Below are 22,392 nucleotides of genomic sequence, written 5' to 3'. Positions count from 1 at the left end.
AATGATCTGGGACCCCGAAAACGAGTGTCGTCCACGAGAAGATATTAAGGCTTTGCAGTTGGAACGGCTTAAAGCTATAGTAGAATATGTTTACGAGCGAGTACCCTTTTACCGGCAGGCCCTTGATGAGAGGGGCCTGCGGCCTAGCGATATCCGCACTCTGGAAGATGTAAGACTTTTGCCCATGACCACTAAAGAGGATTTCCGGAATAATTACCCTTTTGGCCTGTTTGCCGTTCCTTTAAAGGAAGTGGTGCGCCTGCACGCTTCTTCGGGGACCACGGGCAAGCCGGTGGTGGTGGGCTATACGCGCCGGGATATGGAGATATGGACCGAAGTGGTGGCGCGGATGGTTGCTTGTGCCGGGGTGACAGATAGGGATGTAGCCCAAATAGTATTTAGCTATGGGCTTTTCACTGGAGGCTTTGGCTTGCATTATGGCCTAGAGCGAGTAGGGGCTACGGTGGTCCCGGCGGCGGCCGGTAATTCTAGGAGACATATCATGCTCATGCAGGATTTTGGTACCACCGTGCTGGTGGGTACACCCTCTTACGTCCTTCACCTGGCTGAGGTAGCCGAAGAAGAAGGCGTGGACCCCCGCTCTCTTCCGGTCCGTTTGGGGCTTTTCGGCGGTGAAGCCTCTAGCCGGGAGATGCTGCAGGAGATCGAAAGGCGGTGGGGCCTACTGGCTACTGATAATTACGGTCTTTCAGAAGTTATGGGGCCTGGTGTTTCCGGCGAGTGCCAATACCGGGACGGCCAGCACATAGCTGAAGACCATTTCCTGGTGGAAATCCTTGATCCATCTACAGGGGAGCCCTGCCCGCCAGGGGTACCCGGCGAGGTGGTCATCACCACCCTGACCAAAGAAGCTGTTCCGGTGTTACGCTACCGCACGCGGGATATTTCTTCCCTTAATTACGAACCCTGCCGCTGTGGCCGCACGACTGCTCGCCTGGCCAAAATAATGGGCCGTACTGATGACATGTTGATTATCCGGGGAGTAAATGTGTTCCCCTCCCAGGTGGAGAGCGTCTTGATGGAGATAGAAGGAGTGGCCCCCCACTACCAGCTGGTAGTTTCTCGCCGCGGCTTTTTGGATGAACTGGAAGTGCGGGTAGAGGTAGACGAGCGCTTTTTCACCGATCGTTTCCGGGAGTTGGAGGCACTGGAGGAAAAAATAGCTGAACGGCTTTACACGGTGCTCCAGCTAAAAGCTCGGGTTCGCCTGGTGGAGCCCCGCTCTATAGCGCGCAGCGAAGGCAAAGCCCAGCGCATAATAGATTTAAGGTCCAAGTAAGGTTATTTCAGCGGAGAATGAAAGCAAGGGTCCGGCTTTCCGGACCTTTCTATTTGGTGGGATTGAGGAGGAATTTAATTATGTTATGGCGAAATAGGTCACCCGGGTTAAATTAAAGTAGGTTTAATACGGACTGGTCCTGGGTTAAAGAGAGGAGTGGAACTAAATTTATGCGCGATCTTATGCTGGGGAATCACGCTGTAGCCCGCGGCGCCTGGGAAGCAGGTGTGCGGGTAGCGGCGGCCTATCCCGGTACACCGAGTACAGAGATAATTGAGGCTTTAGCCCGGTATCCGGAAGTATATGCGGAATGGGCAGTAAATGAGAAGGTAGCCCTGGAAGTAGCCATAGGATCGGCCATTGCCGGCGGCCGGGCCTTGGCGGCCATGAAACATGTAGGGGTAAATGTGGCAGCGGATCCCCTTATGACTCTGGCTTATACTGGCGTCAATGCCGGCCTGGTACTGGTTTCGGCCGATGATCCGAACCTTTACAGCTCCCAGAACGAACAGGATAACCGGTTTTATGCTCGCTTTGCCCAAATCCCCTGCCTGGAGCCGGCCGACAGCCAGGAAGCCAAGGAGATGGTAAAGCAGGCTTTTATTTTGAGTGAAACTTTTGATACGCCGGTAATGCTGCGCCTCACTACCAGGGTAGCTCATTCCCAGAGCCTGGTAGAGCTAGGTGAACGCCAAGATGTTGCCCTCAAAGAATACACCAAACAGCCGGCCAAATACGTAATGCTGCCGGCCTTCGGCCGCGAGCGGCACAAGGTGGTGGAGGAAAGGCGCAAGAAACTGGAAGCCTATGCCGAGACAACGCCCCTAAACAGGATAGAATGGGCAGATCGGCGGGTAGGTATTATCACCTCGGGTATGGCTTACCAGTACGTAAAGGAAGCCCTGCCGGGAGTTTCGGTCCTGAAGCTGGGCCTTGTTTATCCGTTACCGCAGAAATTGATCCGCAATTTTGTAGCGGCAGTGGAAATGTGTTTTGTGGTAGAAGAATTGGAGCCTTTCCTGGAAGACCAAATTCGGGCCTGGGGCTTGTCAGTTACAGGTAAAGATCTGCTCCCGCGGGTGGGAGAGCTCAGCCCCCGTATAGTGGCCGAGAAAATAGGAGCTAAGGTGGCGGAGATAGACGTTACTTTAGTGGAGACTGAACTCTTAAAAGAGCCAGGCGTAAAAGCGGCTGCCAACCTCCCCGGGCGCCCGCCCCTTATGTGCCCGGGTTGTCCCCATAGGGGCGTATTTTATATTTTGCGCCAACTAAAGCTGCACGTGGCCGGGGATATAGGATGTTATACTCTAGGTGCCTCACCTCCCCTGAATTCTATGGATACTTGCATCTGCATGGGGGCGAGTTTAGGCGTGGCCCTGGGAATGGAAAAAGCGCGCGGGGTAGAATTTGGCCGCCGGCTGGTGGCGGTTATAGGGGATTCTACCTTTTTGCATTCGGGGATGACGGGCCTATTAGATATGGTCTACAACCAGGGTACAGGCACTCTAATTATCCTGGACAATGGTACTACGGCCATGACCGGCCATCAAGATCACCCGGGCACCGGGTTTACTGCCTCCCACACTCCTACTTGTAAAGCGGACCTGGAACAGGTAGTCCGGGGCTTGGGAGTTAAGCGAGTTAAAATACTGGACCCCTATGACCTGGCCCAGACCCGGGAGGCCATAAGTCAAGAGGTGGCCGCTCCGGAACCTTCGGTGATCATCGCCCGGCGGGACTGCGCTCTGCTGGCTAAAAGGACAGGTACCTACCGGGTAGAATCCATGTACTGCATATCCTGCCGGTCCTGTCTGGACTTGGGCTGTCCTGCCCTCTCTTTTAAAGAGGAAACAGCGGTCATTGATGAGGTGCAATGCAATGGTTGTGGCCTGTGTTCACAAGTGTGCCCGGCAGGAGCCATTTCCAAGGCAGGTGAGAATCAATGAACAAGGAAGTTACCAGTATTCTGTTGGCGGGCGTGGGTGGCCAGGGTACGGTGCTGGCTGGCCGCGTTCTTGCTCGCGCCGCCATGTCCTTGGGCGGCGAGGTGAAAGTATCGGATATCCACGGTATGGCCCAGCGGGGAGGAAGCGTCGTGACCCAGGTACGCTTTGGCCCCAAAGTATACGCGCCGGTGGTGGAAGTAGCCACGGCTGATTACCTGGTAGCCTTTGAGAAGTTGGAAGCTTATCGCTGGTTGCCTTACCTTAAGGTTCAAGGAGTTCTAATTGTAAACGACCAGGAAATTCCTCCCTTGCCAGTCCTGACTGGGGCAGCTACCTACCCAACCGGCCTCTTGGAGGCTTTGGGCCAGAGGGTAAAAAATATGATAGTGGTGGAAGCCCTAAAGGAGGCCCGGAAGGCGGGAAGTGTTAAGGCATTAAATATGGTTCTCCTTGGGGTGCTAGCACGCCGGTTGCCTATAGCGCGAGCAGCTTGGGAGGAAGCCCTGGCCGCTTCGGTGCCAGCTCAATTATGTGAAATCAATTTGAAAGCCTTTGACGCCGGCTGGCAAATAGGCTCGTAGCAATATCTTTAACCTGAGATGGGAAGACTCTGAGTTATCCCCACTTTTCGCTGGGGTGGCCTGCTTAGGCTTCAAGCGAGCGACTAAACCCGAGCGGCAGCCAAACTTAAGCTTGGCGAAAGGCGGAGGCAGGCCCGAGGGCATGGATGCCCGAGGCCGGCAACTGAGGCAGGAGGCCGAATTTGCCGGGAAGCCTGCCGGAGCCTTGAGCCAAGCGCTAGTTTGGCCCGCGAGGGTTTCTGGAGCGAGCGGAAGCCAAGCAGGCCTCGGAACAAAACTGGGGATACGCCAGGGGAAGACTGGCTTGTTCTTTTTTCCAGAAGGGTTATAATATACCTGTAAGCCTATTTGCTTCGCTTACGAATACCGAGGGTAAAGGAACGAAAAAATTGCGTAAGGTAATTTATGATGACTATATTAACCGGTTAAAAAAGAAATCATTACAGCTTTACACTAGCTGGGCAGCGCGGATGGGCAAGACCCCTCGTTCGAGCAAACCTCGCGATGTGGAAGAAGATATTATCTTGTTCTTGCTAGACCAGCAGCGCTGGCAAAAGGTCCTGGCTAGCGGCCGCATAGAAAAGGTTGGCTCGCGGAGGTACCGCTTTAAATGAACGAGCGGCTTAAAAACATCCTGGCTACCTTGATTCGGGAAAAAGATTCCCTGAAAAAATCCTTGGGGGTATTAGCCGTACTAACCGAAGCTCTCAAACCTATGGGGATTAAACCCATCCTAGTAGGTGGCCGAGCCCTGGAGTTTTATACTTTAGGTGGATATGCCACTAAAGATATGGACCTGGTGGTTAACGGGAGAGAGCAGGCCAAAGCTGTTTTGGAAGAAATGGGTTTTTTACGTCGGTTCGGTGAACGGCATTGGTATCATGAAGAGCTGGACCTGGCCCTAGAAATTCCCGATGAGTTTTTAGTTGGTTCCATGGATAAATTGGTCACTGTGGAAATAAACGGTATGGAGGCTTTTATAATTGGCGTTGAGGATCTGGTAGTGGACAGGCTAGCTGCAGCGAAGTTTTGGGAAAGCCAAGTGGATGCTCAGTGGGCTGCCAAGCTCCTGGCGCTTCATGCTGAGGAAATCGACTTGGAATATCTTAAAAAAGCAGCCCGCCAACAGCGAGTAGATGATGTCTTAACCGAGGCCCTTAAACAGAGTGAAGTTTATATTAGCCTGGCTGCTAGAGGTAAAGGACTCTCTTGAGAGGGAGAGGCGTTTTTACGGTCTGCTAACCCCGATGTAAGGTTTGAAGCGCTAAATTCGGCCCCTAAAGCTTGTTCTACAGCTTGGATGCGGTTCAGTTCTGTCTGTGACAAAGTAATCCTCTCCCTGCTCGTGACTTTCATTTTCACTGAAGGATTTCACCCTGACAATATCACAGACGGATCACAACTCAGACCGTCTTCCCCTTGACGGCAAGAATTTCAATGTGCTAAACTTAATGTGTGGGCGCGGAGAGTTTTTACGGCGTAAAGGTTTAAATCTTCTTGCTTACATCACCAATTTAAGGAAAGAGGAGGGGCTTACTGTTTAGAGGTGGGCTCCTTTTTATTTTTTGGTAAATTAACTATCCGCTAGTACAGGGTGATCAGCTTTGCTCGATACTCAGTTATTGGTGTTTAAGACTGTAGTGGAACAAAAGAGCTTTTCCCGGGCTGCCCGGGTACTGCATATGACCCAACCGGCCATCAGTATTCATGTCCAGACCTTGGAAGACTACTTTGGTACCCGTTTACTGGACCGTACCAACCGCCATGTTTCGCTTACCGAAGCCGGTAGAGTACTTTACCAGTATGCGGTGCAACTTGGCCGGCTTTACGATGAAGCCAGGAAAGCGGTAGCCGAGGTCAGCGGGAAGATAAAGGGGAAACTGATAATAGGCGCCACCTTAACTATTGGTGAATACCTTTTACCTCGTGTGGCAGGTTATTACAAGCAGAAATATCCCGAAGTGGAAATAACCTTACAGATCGCTAACACCCAGGAAATTATCCGGAGAGTTTTGGCCCACGAGCTAGATTTGGGTGTTATTGAAGGCCGGGTAGAGCATCCCGACCTAATTCAAGAAGATATTTTCCAGGACGAACTGGTGATTATCGTTTCACCCCAGCACCCTTGGGCCGAACGGGGAGAGATTACCCTCGACGAATTGAAATCAGAACGTATTATCCTTCGGGAAGAAGGCTCTGGTACCCGGCAAGTAGCTGCAGAAGGATTAAAGAAGGTGGGGGTGGAGCTCTGGTCCTTGAAGGTAGCCATGGAATTGGGTAGTACTCAGGCCATTAAAGAAGCTGTAGAAGCTGGCCTGGGGGTAGCTATTATTTCGCGGTTAGCTATTAAAAAAGAAAGCAGGAATAACCTGCTCCGGGAACTAAGATTGCAGGGAGTGGATTTTAAACGCATGTTGCGCGTGGCTTATAGCCGTCATAAATTTCGTAGTCCAGCGGCTGAGGCTTTTTTAGATCTTTTACTATCGAAGGAGGCTTTTAAAGTATTGGATTAACTTAGTGGCTTGGCCTAGGGGCTGGCTGTAAATATTAACCTAACCAAGCAGGCGGGAGATAACCAGCCAGCCTGTAATGCTAAGTATCAAGGAACCTGCGAGACCAACTCCCAGGCTTTTGGTGCCGACTTTTCTAATCACGTCCAGGCTAACGTTGAGCCCGAGGCCAGCCATGGCCATGGTGAGGAGGAAAATCCCTCCCTGAAGCAGGGCCGCGGTCAGGAAAGGCGGCAAGATGTTGGCAGTATTGATGGCGCTTAAGGCCAGAAAACCCAAGATGAACCAGGGTACTGGTAGCTGTCGCCAGTTTCGGGTGGCCTCCCTCTTATTGTCAGAGGAAAAAATAACTCCTAGCAACAGGACTACCGGGACCAGGAGAGCTACCCTGCCAAGTTTTACCAGAAGGGCGAGATCAACACTGGCGACGCCGCCGGGCTGGGCGGCAGCAATGACATGGGCCAGCTCGTGAAGGGTACTACCGGCGAAAAGGCCATACTGGAGCTGCGTCAAGTTAAGTAAGGGATAAAGAAGCGTATAGATAATGGTAAATAAAGTTCCCAGCAGGGCAATGATGGCCACTGATATGGCTGTTTCGTCATCGCGCGCCTTGACTACAGGAGCAGCAGCTGCAATGGCAGCAGCACCACAAATACCTGTTCCTACGGCAATTAGGGTAGCTAGCCTTTTATTAAGGCCGACTTTTTTACCTAGGAGAGAAATAACTGTCATAGCAATCAGAATAGCCAAAATATCTAACAAAATTACCTGCGGCCCGGCAGCGAGGATTTTGGGAATATCCAGCCTCAGTCCCATAAGGATAATGCCGTAACGCAGTATCTTTTTACTGGTATAATTAATGCCTACGGTGGCTGCTTCCGGTATCCCCATGAGAGAGCGCCAGGAAAAACCTAACACAATTGCCAGTACCATGCTTCCCATGATACCGAGGACTGGCAGAGTAGCGAGTTCTTTGGCTACGAGGGCCAAAACCAAAGTTAATACCATGCCTTGCACCAGACCCAGGCCCTGGCTGATGCCTGCAGCCATAAGGGGTTTGGTGGTCATCCTTTGTTTCCCCCTTGCCCTAGTTAATTTTCTAGATCCTAGAATACCAAGGGTTTGCGGGGATGTAAAATATAGAAGACTTATCGCCGTTATTAGGCCTGGTAGTAGGCTTATTGCTTTTCTCTCCGAAATGGGATAATACTTACACTATGACAATATCACAGTCCGGTAACACATTAAAAATTAGTTATTGACAGTCATTTTAAACCATGTTACACTGTCAACTAAGGAAAACGTTTTCCTGGGAGTGAAGCGATGGTCACCATCAAAGATGTTGCCAAGCGGGCAGGGGTTTCGGTAACCACTGTTTCACGCGTGTTGAACAACAGTCCCCACCCTATAAGCCCCGAGACGCGGCAGCGAGTGTTAGAAGCAGTAGCTGAACTAGGTTTCTGTCCCAACGCCGCGGCGCGTAGCCTACAACTCAATGAAACCAAAACCATAGGATTAATGCTGCCGGATATTGCGAACCCCTATTACCCGGGGATAGTTCGGGGGATTGAAGATGTAGCCCATGAAGAAGGTTATACTATTATCCTCTGCAACACTGACCGTTCCCGGGAACGGACATTGAGGTACCTGCGAGTTTTAAGGGAGAAAAGGGTAGACGGCATTATCTTCACCGGTGGAGGTGTGGTAGAAGACGCCAGCCATGACCGGTTTTTCCGGCGGGAAGAAATAGCTACAGTAGTGATCGGGCGCCATTCTGCTGAATTTCCGTCGGTACAGATTAACAATGTGGAAGCGGCTAGGATAGCAGTAAGCCATTTGATCTCTCGTGGTCATCGGTGTATTGCCTGTATTGCCGGGCCGAAGACTTCCACTACTGCCAGGGACCGCCTAGACGGTTACCGCAAGGCGCTGGCAGAAGCTGGGATAGAATATAATCCTGCACTGGTTGTGACAGGTGACTTTAGCCCGGCTGGTGGTTACCAGGCAGTGCAACGACTTCTTGGGCTTGCTGACCTTAGAGCCACAGCTATTTTCACCCACAACGATTTAATGGCCATTGGAGCGCTAAAGGCCTTGACTGATAATGGTCTGGCAGTACCTCGAGATGTAGCTTTAGTCGGTTTCGATGATATTCCCCTGGCGTCTTATGTATTGCCCCGATTAACCACTGTCGCCGTACCTGTATATGATTTAGGAGTTACCGCCATGCGCCTGCTTAAGGACCTGCTTGCGGGCCGGGAGGTACCAGCTGTTACTACCCTTCCTACCGGGCTGGTAGTAAGAGAATCGGCCTAGCATATATCATAGCTCTATAAATACTACGTTATTCTTGTTAAAACTGCTAGTAAATATTTAGCCAAAATTTGCTTGTAAAACCAAAACTATATAATAATTTGGAGGTTTCTGGTTATGGCCAAACGTCATAATCTACTGGAATGTTCCTTTGTAGAAGCTCAAGAGTGGTTCAAAGAAACAGATGTAGTCCTGGTACCGGTGGGGAGCTGTGAAAAACATGGCGCCCATGTTCCCCTGGGCACGGACAGCTTCACCACTATTTCAGTAACCGAACGGGCGGCCAAATTGGCCAACGTTCCTTACACACCGCTGTTGCCCTTTGGCTATTCTCCCCACCACATGGGCGAAGTAGGAGAAGGTTGCGGCACCATTACCTTGGCAGCTGAAACCTTCCGCCGCGTCCTCTATGATATCGCCCGCAGCCTTATCTACCACGGTGCTAACAAGATAGTTTACGTATCCCACCATGGTTCCAACACCAAACCTATCGACGAACTCCTTCGCAAGATTCGCTACCAAACAGGTGCCTTTGTGGCCTGGTACAAGACGCCTACCGAAAGAGAGTGTGAAGTGGTTAAAGGCATCCTCGAAGGACCACCGGAGGAGACACCGGGCTGGCATGCTGGTGAGATGGAAACCGCCCAAGTAATGGCTTATGATGAAAGCCTGGTAGATATGAGCCGCGCAGTTAAAGATACTGCCCACGCTCCCAGATGGATGGGACCTGAATTTTCCAAGATTGACGGCACACCCACTGTCAAATTCCGGGGTTCCGAAAACATCATAGTGCCCATGGAACACCATGAGTATTCCGATCATGCGACCATCGGTAATCCCTTCCGGGGCACCAAGGAGAAAGGGTTAAAGCTCTTTGAAAAAGAAGCGGAGCACCTGGCCGCCTTTATCAACGAAGTTAAGAAATTCCCCTTCAAAGTGCAAAACCGCGACTTCCCCGAAAGGGCTTAACACATGCAGGCCTTTAAAGAATGAGGAATTGTGGGAAATTGTGGCGCAGCCGGAGAATAGATTTAACGTGGCTGCGCCCTACCCACATAAACATTGAGATCGTTTAACGTAATCAATAACGACACGGGGAACAAAGGAATACAAGGAGAGTACAAGGAGAGGGTGCGAAGTTGTCTTTGGCCAGGGAATTGGAACAGCTTAAACAAGAACTTGTTAGCATAACGCGGAAGTTGTATGACCGAGGACTCTCTTCCGGTACGAGCGGTAATACCAGCGCTCGCCTTCCTGGAGTGCCTGACAGGGTGCTGATCAAAGGTAGCGGGCGGTGCTTTGGTGAGGTAGAGGAAAAGGATTTCTTGCTGGTGGATTTAGAAGGGAATATACTGGAGGGCGATGGCCGTCCGTCCAAAGAAATAAGATTTCATCTTGGCATCTATCGCGAGCGACCGGAGGTTAACGCCGTAATTCATGGCCATTCCCCTTATGCTACCGCCTATGCCACGACCTTCGGCGAGCTGCCAGTAGTAACTGCTGCAGCTGAAGCGGGTTTAAGCCGGATAGCTGTAGTAGAGTTCCAGCCTCCAGGTTCGGAAGAACTGGCGCGCTTGGTAGTTGCTGCCTTTAAGGACCGGGATGTCAAAGCAGCAGTCCTTCTGCGGCATGGTTTTGTAACAGTGGGGCCGGATATTCGGAAAGCATATTACCTGGCGGATGTATTGGAGGACAATGCCAGGGTGGCATGCTTAATGGCTCAATTTAAGGCTTTAAGGTAGTTTTTATTGAATAACATATGTCCAGAATTGCCAGTTATTTCGCGGGAATAAAGAAAGTTATATACATTAAGGGGGCGTTAAGGGTTGGAGGGCTCCATTTACCGGTACATGAAAGTAGGTATTGTACATTTTAAAGCTTTTCCTGAAACAGTCAACGGGACGGGACCCATTTTAGAAACTTTACAGCGTATTGCTGAGGATGACTTTTTTACCGCCGTGGAAGTGGGGTGGATCCGGGATGTTAAAGTCCGGCTGGAAGCTGCCCACATGCTTAAAGTAGCCCATATGGAGGTGTGCTATGCTACCCAGCCGGCTATGTTTAGCCAGAAATTAAACCTTAATTCCTTTGACCCTCAGGAGCGCAAAAGGGCTATCAAACAGGTTTTGAATTGTCTCAAAGAAGCCCTGGACCTGGGGGCCACTGCTGTCAGGATCCCGGCTGGTAAGGATCCTGGACCGGAAAAAAGGGAGGAGGCCAAGAAGCTCCTGGTGGATTCCCTGGCCCAGATTTGTTTGTACGCTAAGGACATGGGGGATCCGGCCATCACGTTAAAGATTTTTGACCGGGATATTGATAAGGAGTCCTTGATTGGACACTTTAAAGATGCCCTGGACGTTGCCCGCCAGCTAAGGCCGGACTTTCCCAAGTTCGGGCTCCTGGCCGATCTCTCCCACTTCCCCCTTTTGCGAGAGAAACCGGAGGAGGCTTTGCCGCTGGTGAAGGATTACCTTATGGCCTTCCATATCGGCAACTGTGTTATGAAGGACCGACGGCACCCCATATATGGGGACTTGCAGCCGCGTTTCGGCGTAGAAGAGGGGGAAATTGACGTAGCTGAAGTAAGCGCCTACTTCCGCTTGCTGGCAGATCTAGGGTTGATTGGTCCTGACAAGCGGCCGGTTCTTAGCGCAGAAGTACGCCCCCTTTTACCGGGTGAAACTCCGCAATTAATTATAGCCAATGCCAAACGAGTAATTAAAGAAGCCTGGGCCCTGGCCTGAGGAGGATAAATTGATGTCCATGCCAGCCATCGCTATCATAGCCACAGTGGATACTAAAGAAGCGGAAGCGCGTTTTTTGCAGGAATTCATTGCGGCCCGGGGATTTGCTGCTCCTGTGCTGGATGTAAGTACTTACCTTCCTCACAGCTTTAAGGCCGAATATCCGCGCGAGGTCATAAGCAGATTGGGCGGGGTGGATTTTGCTGAACTGGGGAAACTGCGCCGCGACGCCATGATGGAGACTATGGGTCGGGGAGCGGCACAGGTTCTTCAGGACCTTTATCGCAGAGGGGAACTCAAGGGTGTTTTAGGCATCGGCGGCAACCAGGGTACGGCCATCGCCTCTATAGCTATGCGTAGCCTGCCGGTAGGGGTGCCCAAAGTAATTGTTTCTACCGTGGCCTCCGGCAATGTGCGGCCCTACGTACAGTATAAAGACATAATGATGTTTTTCTCGGTAGCTGACTTGCTGGGTGGCCCTAACACTGTCAGCCGGACTATTTTGAGCAATGCAGCAGCGGCAGTCATCGGTATGGCCCAGCACGGCATGCCCCTTGAGCGAGGGGATAAACCGGTAATTGCTACCACGGCCTTCGGTAACACCAATGCTGCTGTTACGACGGCCAGGGCCCTCCTGGAAGAAAAGGGCTATGAGGTAATCGCCTTTCATGCTTCGGGCGCCTGCGGGTCGGCCATGGAAGAGCTTATCGAAGATGGCTGGGTACAGGGTGTACTTGACCTCACCACCCATGAGCTTATCGGTGAAATTTTTGGAGACGATATTTATACTCCCTTAAGGCCCAGGCTGGAAGCAGCAGGTAAGAAAGGAATTCCCCAGGTTATTGCTCCGGGAGGTCTGGACTATTTCTGCTTTGGCCCGGCGGAGACCATTCCGGCCAAGTACCGGGGCCGGCCCACTCATTATCATAATCCTTATAACACTAATGTCAGGGCTACGGCCGAAGAGTTGGAGCAGGTGGGAAAGGTGCTCGCAGAGAAACTGAATGCGGCCCGCGGCCCGGTAGTGGTCCTCATCCCCTTGCGAGGCTGGTCCGAAAACGGGCGGGCTGGCGGTCCCCTCCATGACCCGGAAGCGGATGCAGCCCTGGTCAAGGCCCTGGAGAAAAACCTCTCGCCCAGCATCAGCCTGGTCAAGGTAGATGCCAACATTAACGACCCTGGGTTCGTGAATATGGCAGTAAACATTTTGGATCGCCTTATGCAGGCAGGGAGTTAATTAAGTTACGAGTACCTAGAACCTGTATGGGAAAGGAGTAGTGTTATTATGGAATTTAAAATTCCAGAAAAGATGAAAGCCCTGGTATTGTTCGGGCCTAACGATGTCCGCTTGGTGGAAAAGCCAGTGCCCAAGCCGGGGCCGGGAGAGGTTTTGGTCAGGGTGGCTGCCTGCGGCATATGCGGTACAGACGTCAAGATCATTACCAAGGGTATGCCTAAGATGCCCCCCTATGGCGAGTTCACCTTCGGTCACGAGTGGGCCGGCACAGTGGTAGCGCTGGGAGAGACAGTGGATGAATTTAAGATAGGTGACCGGGTGGCTATTGAAGCCCATAAAGGCTGCGGGCGGTGTGAAAACTGCATCGACGGCAAATATACTGCTTGTCTCAATTACGGCCGGTTGGACAAGGGTCACCGGACCTCTGGCATGACTGTAGACGGCGGCTTTGCGGAGTACGCGGTTCAGCATGTTAATTCGGTCTATAAAATTCCCGATAATATTTCTTTCAATGAAGCCACCTACGTCACTACTGCAGGTTGCGCCCTTTACGCCATTGATGTGAGCGGGGGATACATTGCCGGTGACACGGTGCTGGTGATCGGTCCTGGTCCCATTGGCCTATCTGTAGTCCAGGGCGCCCGGGCTTTAGGAGCGGAAAAGATTATCCTGGTGGGAACCAGGGAGGATCGCCTGGCTAAAGGGCGTCAGCTCGGTGCTACCCATACCATAAATGTACGCGAAGAGCCTGCTCCTCTAGATAAGATCCTGGCTATAACCGGAGGCAAGGGAGCCGAGCGGGTCTTTGAATGTGCCGGAAATTCTGAGAGCCTAGAGCTGGCTATAAGATCGGCCAAAAAAGGCGGAGTAGTGGTACTTGTTTCCTTCTATAAGGAACCCGTTACGATCAACTTGGACTATGCGGTTATAAACCAGATCAGCCTATTAACGGTTCGCGGGGAAGGTAACCGTAACTGCCAGCGCGCCCTGTCGTTGATGGCCCAGGGTAAAATTGACGCTAAGCCCATAATGACCCATGCCTTCCCGCTGGAGGAGTTCCATAAGGGTCTGGATTATTTTGTAAACCGCAAAGACGGGGCTATGAAGGTGGTGATCAATCCATAGGTAGCTAGAAGTTTTTTAGTTTAAGCCATACTCAAGTTTTTAAAACTACTTTAAGGGGGTCTGGGTACGCTTATGTCTAAAAAGTTTCTGATGATAATAACAGGTCTGCTCCTAGCGGGTTTAGTCGTACTGAGCGGCTGTGGAGGCAAACAGGCTTCACCTGGAGGACAGGCTAAAGAACAAAAAATAGATTTTCCCACCAAGCCTATTGAAATGACTGTTCTCTTTGGTCCTGGTAGTGGAGCTGACTTGCTGGCTCGTAAAGTGGCAGAGCTGGCTGGTAAAGAACTGGGACAACCTATTGCCGTGGTCAACCGGACCGGTGCTGGCGGCGCTGTAGGATATAGCTATGTGAAGGAACAGAAACCGGATGGTTATTCAATGGTGTGGAACTCCAATTCTATTAACACTGCCTACCATGCCGGTAACATGAATTTCAACTATACCGCCTTTAGCGGGGTAGCCGAACTTACTACAGAACCCGTGAGTCTAGCCGTTAAAGCCGATGCGCCTTGGAAGGATATAAACGAATTTGTAGAGTATGCCAAGAAAAATCCTGGTAAAATCAGGATTGGCAATTCGGGTAAAGGTAGCTTTACCCACCTGGCGGCTGTGGCGCTGGAAAATAAGACGGGTGCTAAATTTACCCATGTACCTTTTGGACAAGGTCTGGCAGTAACTAACCTTCTGGGTGGCCAGATTGAAGCCAGTGTTCAATTACCGGCAGAGATTATGTCTCAAGTGAAGGCAGGTCAGGTAAGAATTTTAGCTGTTACAGGAGAGGAAAGGCTTAAGATTTTACCTGATGTACCAACGTTCAAAGAAAAAGGCATTCCCCTTACCCTTTCCCTGTGGCGTGGTATTGCGGTACCCGCCGGTACACCTGAACCGGTTATTAAGAAACTGGAGGCAGCCTTTAAGAAAGTAGCAGAGAACCCTGAGTTCAAGAAATTTGCCGAAGAGATGGGCGCTAATATTGAGTTCCGCGGAGCTAAAGAGTTTGACCAGTTTATTGCTGATCAGGATAAGGAACTGGCAGCCTTAATGGAACAGATTGGTATGAAGAAGCAGTAGCACTCTAGTAATGTAAGTTGGGGGACACCTGTAGGGGGGTGTCCCCCTAAGATAACTGGGGGAGTTGATAAATTGGGCAAGGGAGTTGCCAGCAGCCTGGTAATAGCGGGTATTGGAATATTTTTTCTGATTTATTCTTTCCAGTATGATTTAGGGACCCTGGATTCTCCGGGAGAGGCCGTTTTCCCCTTGCTTGTAGCCATAGCGGTTATAGCCATGGCAGGCTGGCTATTAATTACTAACATATTCACTAAAAAAGCACAACAGCAGGGTGAAGAAAAAAGTGATAATGGGCGCGCTGAAGGCAAAATCATAACTCTTGTGCTGCTAAACGCTCTCGTACTTTGGGGTATGGAATTTGTGGGTTTTTTTACCAGTAGTTTTATTTTAGTATGCCTGTGCTGTAGATTGCTAGGAGTTAAAGAATGGAGCAAAGCTATCGGAATAGCTGCAGGTGCTGTTTTGGGCGCATATCTAATTTTTGCTTTATGGCTGCAAGTTTCGTTTCCCAGAGGCCTTTTCATCTAAAGGAGGCACTAGTTGATTATGTCGCTTCTTTCTGCGTTGGAAATAGCCCTTACTCCCTATAACCTCTTCGCTTGCTTTATAGGAGTAGTGGTGGGAACATTGACAGGGGTCCTACCGGGTCTGGGACCTGCTGCGGCTATGGCTCTTCTATTGCCTTTAACTGTAAAAATGGGACCTACAGCAGGTTTGATTATGCTAGCGGGAATCTACTATGGTGCCATGTATGGCGGTTCCACTACCTCCATACTGGTAAACGTACCGGGAGAGCCGGCAAGTGTAGTTACTTGTTTAGAAGGATACAAGATGGCCAGAAAAGGAAGAGCCGGTGCAGCCCTGGCCGTCAGCGCTATAGGTTCCTTTGTAGCTGGAACTATTGGGATAATCCTATTGCAGCTCTTCGCTCCTCCTCTGGCTAAAGCAGCCCTGGCCTTTGGACCGGCTGAATTCTTTGCCTTGACTGTAGTGGGTATTATTTTGCTTTCCAATCTTTCGGGCAAGGGCGGTATAAAAGCATTTTTGATGATAGCTTTAGGGCTCTTGCTGTCTACTGTGGGACTGGATCCCCTGGGTGGGGTCAACCGGTTTACCTTTAACCAGGCTCTGGCGGGTACTGGCTTAAGTTTTATTGCTATCGCTGCGGGTTTGTTCGGAGTGGGCGAAATTTTATGGTTAGCCAGCCAGCCAGAAGAGAAGGTAGAACTCGTTGCCAATGTTCGCCTGCGGGATCTTTATCCGACTAAGGAAGAAATCAAGAGAGCATTGCCACCTATCTTCCGAGGAAGTTTTTTGGGTTTTTTAATAGGCCTTATTCCGGGCCCAAGTGCGACCATTGCCTCTTTTGCTTCTTATAGTTTAGAAAAAAGTATTTCTAAACACAAACGGGAGTTCGGTAACGGAGCCATCGAGGGCGTGGCTGGCCCGGAATCGGCTAACAATGCTGCCAGCGCCGGGGCCATGGTACCCTTGCTCTCCCTCGGGATACCTTTTTCCCCTGCCATTGCTGTCCTTTTAAGCGGTATGCTCTTGGTGGGAGTTACACCCGGCCCCCTATTCCTGCGTGAACACCCGAATGCTTTTTGGGGAGTAATTGGCAGCATGTATATTGGCAATATAATGCTATTAATTCTAAACTTACCATTGGTAGGAATATGGGCCAGCATCACTCGCATTCCTTACAAATACCTGATGCCTGTAGTCTTGCTGTTCTGCATTGTAGGGGCCTATGCTGATAACAATAACATATTTGATGTATGGGTAATGCTGGGCGCGGGAGTAGTGGGATATTTAATGCGAAAATACGAATATGATCCTGCTCCCCTTCTCATCGGCCTGGTAATGGGGCCCATCATGGAGCGTTCTTTGCGCCAGGCCTTAATTATGGGCCGGGGAGATCCTACAATCTTTGTAGCTTCGCCCATTTCCCTCGTCATGTATGGGATAGCTCTGGCCATCGTTATTTTCATGATAGTTAAAAAGCCCAGGGTTATCAGTGCAGATTGATATACAGAAGCCTGATGAGGAGGCAGGGCACTTTGCAGGAAAAATCAGGCCTTGGGCTTTACGCCCTCCAGTGGGTTGTCTTTCACCTGGGAGTCATTATTTCCGTACCTGTTATCGTGGGCAACGCTCTGGGAATGAGTGCTTTGGAGATAGCCAGATTAAGCCAGATAACCTTTTTTCTAACCGGCTTGGCCAGTTTGCTTCAGGTCAAGTTCGGCCACGGAGTATTGCTAGTGGAAGGACCGGCAGCTCCTTGGTGGGCTGCCTATATACTTCTGGCTGGTATGGCGGCCGGGACGGGGAAGCCTCTGGTACAGGTCCGGACCGATATCGAAGGGGCCATGATCGCTGTGGGGGTTATTCTGGCCATAATGGGACGGGCAGGGTTAATCACTAAGTGGCGGTCCCTTTTTACACCGCGTATTACGGGAGTGCTCCTTACGGTATTAGGATTACAGATTGGGGGCGTAGGGGTTAGGGGCATTGTTAGCGGCGGAATAAAGCTCTTTATCATTGGCCTCTTGGTCCTGGTACTGGTGGTCTATCTCACCCTGAACGGCAGAGGAATGCTAAAGCAAGGAGCTATTGTAGTAGGTGTGGCCCTGGGGTGGCTATTGAGCCTGATAACTGGCTCATCTTCCCTCCCGGGGATGAGGGATATGGGTCTGATTTCCCTACCGTCTCTTTTCCCCTGGGGCAGTCCTACCTTTGATTTTGGAACCCTATTTTCGTTAGTCCTGCTGGGTATACTGCTGGTACCTAATGTAATAGGCAGCATTTCAGCCTGGGAAGCTGCTACGGGCGATGGGTTACCCGCTAATAAATATGACAGGGGGCTCGCCGCCAGCGGTGTGGCCAACATTATGAGCGGGCTTGGGGGCAGCGTCGGAACTATTCCCTTTGCCATCTCTGTCGGGCTGGTATCCGTTACGGATAACAAGTGTCCCCGGCCCTTTATCCTTGCCTGTATAATGTATATAGCTATGGGACTGTTTCCACCTTTCGGGAGGGTTATAGGGAGCATTCCCCAACCGGTAGCTGCGGCCGTATTACTGGTATCAGGTAGTTCTCTAGCGGTAATCGGCCTAAAGGATATGTTACGGGAGGAAACTTCTTTAAGGGAAACCTTTATAATAGGCTTAAGCCTTCTTATAGGGATAGGAGTAATGCTTTTACCTTTATCCCATTGGGTAAAGGTGCCCGCCTGGGCAGCTGGAGCCTTGAGCAATGGTGTGATTGTGGGGACTTTAAGCAGCATCTTGTTGGAACATGTAATCCTTAGAAAAAACGCCAGGACCAGTTAGACCAGAGGAACGGTTAGGCTAGTAGAGCTAATAAATCTCGAGCATTGGCGAGGGCATATCCCTGGGCGTCATTATTAAAGTAGGCATAGACGTCCAGGCCCTGCCCCAGCCAGTGCTTTATTTTTTCTGCCCACTCCTCCAGTTCTTCCCGGGAGTAAGATGAACTATAGAGTTTTTGGCTGCCGTGAAAGCGCAAGTATACAAAATCAGCGGTTACTTCATAAACTCTAGGCCACCGAGGGCTGTCCGCGAAACAGAGGGCAAAACTAAAGGTGGATAGGAGGGAAAAAATATGGTCATTAAACCAGCTGTTATGGCGGAATTCAAAAGCATGTCGCGCTCTTTGGGCTATGGGGTGTTCCTGTAGCAACTTAAAAAAGGATAGAAGGACCTCGCTTTGGACCTTGAAGCCAGGCGGAAACTGCCAGAGAATAATTCCCAGTTTGTTCTGGAGGTAGGCGAGGTGCTGAAAGAATTTTTCTAGCTCTGTTTCGACGCCTTGCAGGCGCTTAAAATGCGTGATGCTGCGATGGCCCTTGAGGGCGAAGATAAAATGGGGAGGGGTTTGCTGGTACCAATTAATAAAGGTTGACTGGCGGGGAAAGCGATAGAAGGTGACGTTTAGTTCTACTGTGGGGAAGTGAAGGGCATAAAATTTAAGCCATTCTTTTCGGGGTAATTCTGGGGGATAAAAGCGGCTCTGCCAGTGATAATAGTTAAAACCGCTAGTTCCTAGATAGAGATTGCCCATCCGGTTGGCCCCCTTTGAGGTAAGTAAAAATTCTGACCTGGTAAAGATTTTAGGCGAGGCCTGTTCCCGGATCAAGTACAGGGTATAAATTGTAGTTCTGGGGGAAATACTCAAAAACACATAACCATCCTTGGCAATGCTTGCCTTATGGTAGCGGAAGAGTATAATTAAGCTTAGCAGGGGGTGACAAGTAGTGGCTTACCGAGTAGGTATACCCCGAGGGCTGGCGTATTATTATTTTTTTCCATTTATGGAGGGTTTCTTAAAGGCCTTAGGAGCCGAGGTGGTGGTGTCCCCGCCCAGCGACGGGAAGACCCTGGCGGATATGGTTTATTGCCCTACGGATGAACCCTGTGTCTCGGTAAAACTTTATTTTGCCCATGCCAAAAGACTGTTGGAAATGGGAGTGGACTATTTATTCATTCCAGTTTTATCTAGTGTGGAAAAACAAAATTATTGCTGTCCCAAATTGATCGGGGCAGCGGCCATGATTAAAAACGGTCTGGGGCTGGAGGAAGAGAGATTACTGGCCCCGGAGTGGAATGAGCGAGAAAAGCCGGGGTTATGGGAACAGAGTCTAAAAGAAGTAGCAGCGCGCCTGGGGGCCACTCCAGAGATGGCGGCTATGGCCATCCGAGCTGGTCAGGAGCGCCAGAAGGCTTATCACCTACTTACACGCCAGCGCCTTACGGTTCCTGAGGCTTATCAGAGATTGGCCGGGCACAGCCGAAAAGGGAGACGCCGCTTCGATCCTTTAGCCGAGTACAACTCGCATCAAGTTATAGGAGTTCTAGGTCACCCCTATATACTTTACGATATAATAGGACATAGTCTGGTAGACCGCCTGCGAGAATACGGCCAGGTTTTAACTTACGAAATGATAGCCGAAGAAGAGGCTCTGCGGGAAGTTAATACTGTTTTTGAAGGGGAAAAAATGTGGGCTTTTGAAGCCCGCCTTCTGGGGGCAGGGCTGTATTTTTTGCGCCGCGGTTTGGTGGGTAAGCTGATCATGGTGGAGGCTTTTTCCTGCGGGCCGGCTTCGGTAGTCGAATCCTTTTTGGAGATGGAGGCGGAAAAAAGAGGAATACCTTTTCTTCTTTTAACGGTGGACGAGCATACCGGCGAAGCTGGATTTATCACGCGGCTGGAGGCTTTCTTGGATACCAGCGGAGATGGCGTATTGAGGCGGGACTCCCAGTTATCCCAGCCAACGGAAGATAAGGCCGCTTCCAGTTCCTTTACAGTACCTGCCCTGCGCAGGGAGGAGCTTAAAGTAGGGGCGCCGGGAATGGGCCTTTTGGATATAGCCTTGGAGACGGTGCTGGCCGAATGCGGGGTAGAAATGGTGCCTACCCCGCCGGTATCTAAACGCATTGTAGAATGGGGCAAAGAGTTAGCCCCGGAGTTTATATGCTATCCCTTGGTAACCACCCTGGGCCAGATCAGGGCTATCCTGGAACAGGGTGCCAATACCATAATCATGGTAGGTGGTAAGGGGCGCTGCCGGCTGGGATGGTATGCCCAACTTCAGGAGCTACTGCTTAAACGCAAGGGCGCGGATTTTCGATTAGTGATCGTGGATTCTCCTGTACCCCTGCGGACGCGCTGGAAGCCCTTTCGGGAGATGTTGCGGCAGGCTACGGGCAATGCGCCCTTATGGAAGATTGCCAAAGGCCTTTATCTGGGATACCACAAAATGGCAGCCCTGGATCGAGGGGAGAGCTGGGTACGGCGGAAAAGGGCCTATGAAAGGGAAAGGGGGGCAGCCGATAAGGCGTGGCGGCGGTTTGTCCGCAGCATCAGGGCGGCAGAGGGCGTAGGGCAGGTTAAGAGACTGATATGCGCATTTCAGGAGGAATTACAGAGCATTCCGGAAGAAGGAGTTGCTCCTTTACGGATAAAGATTGTGGGCGAGATTTATACAGTTTTAGAAAGTTTTGTTAACCAGGAGATCGAACGCTTTCTGGCCTCCCGGCCAGGCCTAAGGGTAGAGGTTGTCCGGGATCTGACCGCTAGCCAGTGGTTTGACCTTAATGTGTTACATAAGAAGTCTGCCTTGGAACATTACCACCGGGTCATAACAGCAGCGGCGCCTTATTTAGATGTTCCTGTAGGCGGCCATGGCCAGGAAAGCGTGGGCGAGTTAGTGTTGGCCCAAGAGGAAGGCTTTGATGGAGTGATACACCTCCTTCCCTTTACTTGTATGCCGGAAACAGTGGCCCAGAATATAATGGTGCCCTTGAGTGAGAAACTAGACTTACCGTTCCTCTCCCTCATCATTAATGAACAGACCGGCACAGCAGGTTGGGAAACTAGGTTAGAGGCCTTTCTCGAGGTTTTAGCTGAGAGGCGGGAGCACCATTTAGCTTATGGAGGTGAGCGGGTTGGAGTGCTTCTTGGGTATTGATGTGGGAAGCGTGAGCAGCAAAATAGTAGCCATTAACGAAGAGAAAGAAATACTTTTCGAAACCTATCTCCGGACCCATGGCGGACCCATTGAAGCTTTACAAACCGGCTTTCGGGAGCTACAAGAAAAGTTACCCGAGGCCCAGGTTTTGGCCGTAGGCACTACCGGTTCTGGCCGGCACCTGGCTGCAGCCATGGTAGGGGCCGATACTATCAAGAACGAGATTACCGCCCACGCCGTGGCAGCCAGGGAAGTAAATCCCGAGGTGAGAACGGTTATTGATATTGGCGGCCAGGATTCCAAGATAATCTACCTTAAAGATGGTGTATCACGAGGCTTTAATATGAACAGCGTGTGTGCGGCGGGAACAGGTTCTTTTTTAGATCATCAGGCTACGCGCTTAAATATTCCTATTGAAAAATTTGGCGAGCTGGCTTTAAAGTCCAAAAGCCCGGTGCGCATAGCCGGGCGCTGCGGAGTTTTTGCCGAATCTGACCTTATAAGTAAACAGCAAATGGGCTACAGCAAGGAAGACCTCATTGCTGGGCTGTGCCTGGCTTTGGCCCGGAATTACCTTACCAATGTGGCCCGCGGCAGGGAAATCAAACCGGTGGTGCTCTTCCAGGGCGGAGTGGCGGCTAATGTAGGCTTAAGGGCAGCCTTCGAAACTCTCCTGGGCTTGCCCATTGTGGTCCCCCCCCATTTCCGCGTTATGGGCGCTCTGGGGGCAGCCTTGCTGGCCCGAGAACGCTGGCTTAAAAACAGAGCGCCTACCAAATTCCGCGGTATAGCGGCCATAGCTACTTTCCGCTGCACCCCCAGAAGCTTTATTTGCAGCGATTGTGCCAATGACTGTGAAATCAGTGAGCTCTATGTCCGGGGGGAACTGGTGGGCCGCTGGGGGAGCCGATGCGGTAAATGGGCTAATTTAAGCCTTTCGTCTGCCGACCGGGAGGACCAACGGGAAAGGAGATTAATTCTTTTACGCCCTGGCGCCTAGCCGGGGCTAGATTTTTTGTAAAAATTTATAACCCCTTGGTAACTGGGGGGAGTGTATACTTAGAGTAAGTTT

General features: G+C 50.9%; 20 protein-coding genes. 18 read left to right on the top strand and 2 right to left on the bottom strand.

The features are described from left to right. Position 1 precedes the first annotated feature (1 nt). The 6 genes from AC1BI1_RS07745 to AC1BI1_RS07720 all read left to right on the top strand — a co-directional run bounded on the left by AC1BI1_RS07745 (position 2) and on the right by AC1BI1_RS07720 (position 6,340). A complete protein-coding gene (locus AC1BI1_RS07745; protein WP_476716720.1) occupies positions 2-1,300 on the top strand; it encodes a phenylacetate--CoA ligase family protein in 1,299 nt (432 codons plus the stop codon). A gap of 170 nt (positions 1,301-1,470) precedes the next feature. After that, positions 1,471-3,246 (top strand): indolepyruvate ferredoxin oxidoreductase subunit alpha, encoded by a 1,776-nt coding sequence (gene iorA / locus AC1BI1_RS07740; RefSeq protein WP_476716719.1) that lies wholly within the window; start codon positions 1,471-1,473, stop codon positions 3,244-3,246. Next, the gene (locus tag AC1BI1_RS07735) at positions 3,243-3,827 is read left to right on the top strand and encodes an indolepyruvate oxidoreductase subunit beta (RefSeq protein ID WP_476716718.1); all 585 of its coding nucleotides are present in this window, start codon (positions 3,243-3,245) and stop codon (positions 3,825-3,827) included. The genes iorA and AC1BI1_RS07735 overlap by 4 nt, the downstream gene beginning before the upstream one ends. A gap of 389 nt (positions 3,828-4,216) precedes the next feature. Next, entirely contained in the window at positions 4,217-4,441 is a 225-nt protein-coding gene (locus AC1BI1_RS07730; RefSeq protein WP_476716717.1) for a hypothetical protein, read from the top strand. Then, positions 4,438-5,040, top strand: coding sequence for a nucleotidyltransferase family protein (locus AC1BI1_RS07725; RefSeq protein ID WP_476716716.1), 603 nt, complete (start codon positions 4,438-4,440; stop codon positions 5,038-5,040). The genes AC1BI1_RS07730 and AC1BI1_RS07725 overlap by 4 nt, the downstream gene beginning before the upstream one ends. A gap of 391 nt (positions 5,041-5,431) precedes the next feature. Then, positions 5,432-6,340 (top strand): selenium metabolism-associated LysR family transcriptional regulator, encoded by a 909-nt coding sequence (locus AC1BI1_RS07720; protein WP_476716715.1) that lies wholly within the window; start codon positions 5,432-5,434, stop codon positions 6,338-6,340. Positions 6,341-6,379: 39 nt separating this feature from the next. On the opposite strand, the gene AC1BI1_RS07715 is transcribed toward AC1BI1_RS07720, so the two are convergent. Next, positions 6,380-7,405, bottom strand: a complete 1,026-nt coding sequence (locus AC1BI1_RS07715; RefSeq protein ID WP_476716714.1) for a YeiH family protein — start codon at positions 7,403-7,405, stop codon at positions 6,380-6,382. A 255-nt stretch (positions 7,406-7,660) separates the two neighbouring features. Here AC1BI1_RS07715 and AC1BI1_RS07710 point away from each other — a divergent pair, with 255 nt between their 5' ends. From AC1BI1_RS07710 to AC1BI1_RS07665, 10 genes are all read left to right on the top strand, one after another. Beyond that, the gene (locus AC1BI1_RS07710; protein WP_476716713.1) at positions 7,661-8,653 is read left to right on the top strand and encodes a LacI family DNA-binding transcriptional regulator; all 993 of its coding nucleotides are present in this window, start codon (positions 7,661-7,663) and stop codon (positions 8,651-8,653) included. Positions 8,654-8,767: 114 nt separating this feature from the next. Further along, positions 8,768-9,619 (top strand): creatininase family protein, encoded by an 852-nt coding sequence (locus tag AC1BI1_RS07705; RefSeq protein WP_476716712.1) that lies wholly within the window; start codon positions 8,768-8,770, stop codon positions 9,617-9,619. Positions 9,620-9,789: 170 nt separating this feature from the next. Next, positions 9,790-10,392: a class II aldolase/adducin family protein gene (locus tag AC1BI1_RS07700; protein ID WP_476716711.1), complete on the top strand. Its 603-nt coding sequence runs from the start codon at positions 9,790-9,792 to the stop codon at positions 10,390-10,392. Positions 10,393-10,476: 84 nt separating this feature from the next. Then, positions 10,477-11,394: a sugar phosphate isomerase/epimerase family protein gene (locus tag AC1BI1_RS07695; protein ID WP_476716710.1), complete on the top strand. Its 918-nt coding sequence runs from the start codon at positions 10,477-10,479 to the stop codon at positions 11,392-11,394. Between the two features lie 13 nt (positions 11,395-11,407). After that, on the top strand, positions 11,408-12,631 hold the full coding sequence (locus tag AC1BI1_RS07690) for a Tm-1-like ATP-binding domain-containing protein (protein ID WP_476716709.1): 1,224 nt from the start codon (positions 11,408-11,410) through the stop codon (positions 12,629-12,631). Between the two features lie 48 nt (positions 12,632-12,679). Beyond that, a complete protein-coding gene (locus tag AC1BI1_RS07685) occupies positions 12,680-13,756 on the top strand; it encodes a zinc-dependent alcohol dehydrogenase (protein WP_476716708.1) in 1,077 nt (358 codons plus the stop codon). A 72-nt stretch (positions 13,757-13,828) separates the two neighbouring features. Continuing rightward, positions 13,829-14,830, top strand: a complete 1,002-nt coding sequence (locus tag AC1BI1_RS07680; RefSeq protein ID WP_476716707.1) for a tripartite tricarboxylate transporter substrate binding protein — start codon at positions 13,829-13,831, stop codon at positions 14,828-14,830. Positions 14,831-14,902: 72 nt separating this feature from the next. Next, entirely contained in the window at positions 14,903-15,358 is a 456-nt protein-coding gene (locus tag AC1BI1_RS07675) for a tripartite tricarboxylate transporter TctB family protein (protein ID WP_476716706.1), read from the top strand. Between the two features lie 18 nt (positions 15,359-15,376). Further along, positions 15,377-16,858: a tripartite tricarboxylate transporter permease gene (locus tag AC1BI1_RS07670; protein ID WP_476716705.1), complete on the top strand. Its 1,482-nt coding sequence runs from the start codon at positions 15,377-15,379 to the stop codon at positions 16,856-16,858. A 32-nt stretch (positions 16,859-16,890) separates the two neighbouring features. Continuing rightward, positions 16,891-18,162 carry a uracil-xanthine permease family protein gene (locus AC1BI1_RS07665; RefSeq protein ID WP_476716704.1) on the top strand — a complete coding sequence of 424 codons (1,272 nt, stop codon included), beginning with the start codon at positions 16,891-16,893 and terminating at the stop codon, positions 18,160-18,162. A 13-nt stretch (positions 18,163-18,175) separates the two neighbouring features. Here AC1BI1_RS07665 and AC1BI1_RS07660 read toward each other — a convergent pair whose 3' ends face one another. Then, positions 18,176-18,913: a DUF72 domain-containing protein gene (locus tag AC1BI1_RS07660; protein WP_476716703.1), complete on the bottom strand. Its 738-nt coding sequence runs from the start codon at positions 18,911-18,913 to the stop codon at positions 18,176-18,178. Between the two features lie 193 nt (positions 18,914-19,106). On the opposite strand from AC1BI1_RS07660, the gene AC1BI1_RS07655 reads away from it, so the two are divergent. Together AC1BI1_RS07655 and AC1BI1_RS07650 are read left to right on the top strand one after the other, a co-directional pair. Then, on the top strand, positions 19,107-21,320 hold the full coding sequence (locus AC1BI1_RS07655; protein ID WP_476716702.1) for an acyl-CoA dehydratase activase-related protein: 2,214 nt from the start codon (positions 19,107-19,109) through the stop codon (positions 21,318-21,320). Beyond that, positions 21,298-22,320, top strand: coding sequence for an acyl-CoA dehydratase activase (locus AC1BI1_RS07650; protein WP_476716701.1), 1,023 nt, complete (start codon positions 21,298-21,300; stop codon positions 22,318-22,320). Before AC1BI1_RS07655 ends, AC1BI1_RS07650 begins: the two co-directional genes overlap by 23 nt. Positions 22,321-22,392 lie beyond the last annotated feature (72 nt).

Source organism: Thermanaeromonas sp. DSM 22490 (assembly GCF_056378755.1).
Note: the sequence above shows the minus strand (reverse complement) of the source record. Positions and strands in the feature narration are given on the sequence as shown.

Excerpts from the sequence above, each read along its gene's own strand:
- AC1BI1_RS07705 (WP_476716712.1), top strand. The coding sequence starts at position 8,768 with ATGGCCAAACGTCATAATCTACTGGAATGTTCCTTTGTAGAAGCTCAA.
- iorA (WP_476716719.1), top strand. The coding sequence starts at position 1,471 with ATGCGCGATCTTATGCTGGGGAATCACGCTGTAGCCCGCGGCGCCTGG.
- AC1BI1_RS07670 (WP_476716705.1), top strand. The coding sequence starts at position 15,377 with ATGTCGCTTCTTTCTGCGTTGGAAATAGCCCTTACTCCCTATAACCTC.
- AC1BI1_RS07710 (WP_476716713.1), top strand. The coding sequence starts at position 7,661 with ATGGTCACCATCAAAGATGTTGCCAAGCGGGCAGGGGTTTCGGTAACC.
- AC1BI1_RS07685 (WP_476716708.1), top strand. The coding sequence starts at position 12,680 with ATGGAATTTAAAATTCCAGAAAAGATGAAAGCCCTGGTATTGTTCGGG.
- AC1BI1_RS07725 (WP_476716716.1), top strand. The coding sequence starts at position 4,438 with ATGAACGAGCGGCTTAAAAACATCCTGGCTACCTTGATTCGGGAAAAA.
- AC1BI1_RS07735 (WP_476716718.1), top strand. The coding sequence starts at position 3,243 with ATGAACAAGGAAGTTACCAGTATTCTGTTGGCGGGCGTGGGTGGCCAG.
- AC1BI1_RS07660 (WP_476716703.1), bottom strand. The coding sequence starts at position 18,913 with ATGGGCAATCTCTATCTAGGAACTAGCGGTTTTAACTATTATCACTGG.
- AC1BI1_RS07745 (WP_476716720.1), top strand. The coding sequence starts at position 2 with ATGATCTGGGACCCCGAAAACGAGTGTCGTCCACGAGAAGATATTAAG.
- AC1BI1_RS07715 (WP_476716714.1), bottom strand. The coding sequence starts at position 7,405 with ATGACCACCAAACCCCTTATGGCTGCAGGCATCAGCCAGGGCCTGGGT.
- AC1BI1_RS07690 (WP_476716709.1), top strand. The coding sequence starts at position 11,408 with ATGTCCATGCCAGCCATCGCTATCATAGCCACAGTGGATACTAAAGAA.
- AC1BI1_RS07680 (WP_476716707.1), top strand. The coding sequence starts at position 13,829 with ATGTCTAAAAAGTTTCTGATGATAATAACAGGTCTGCTCCTAGCGGGT.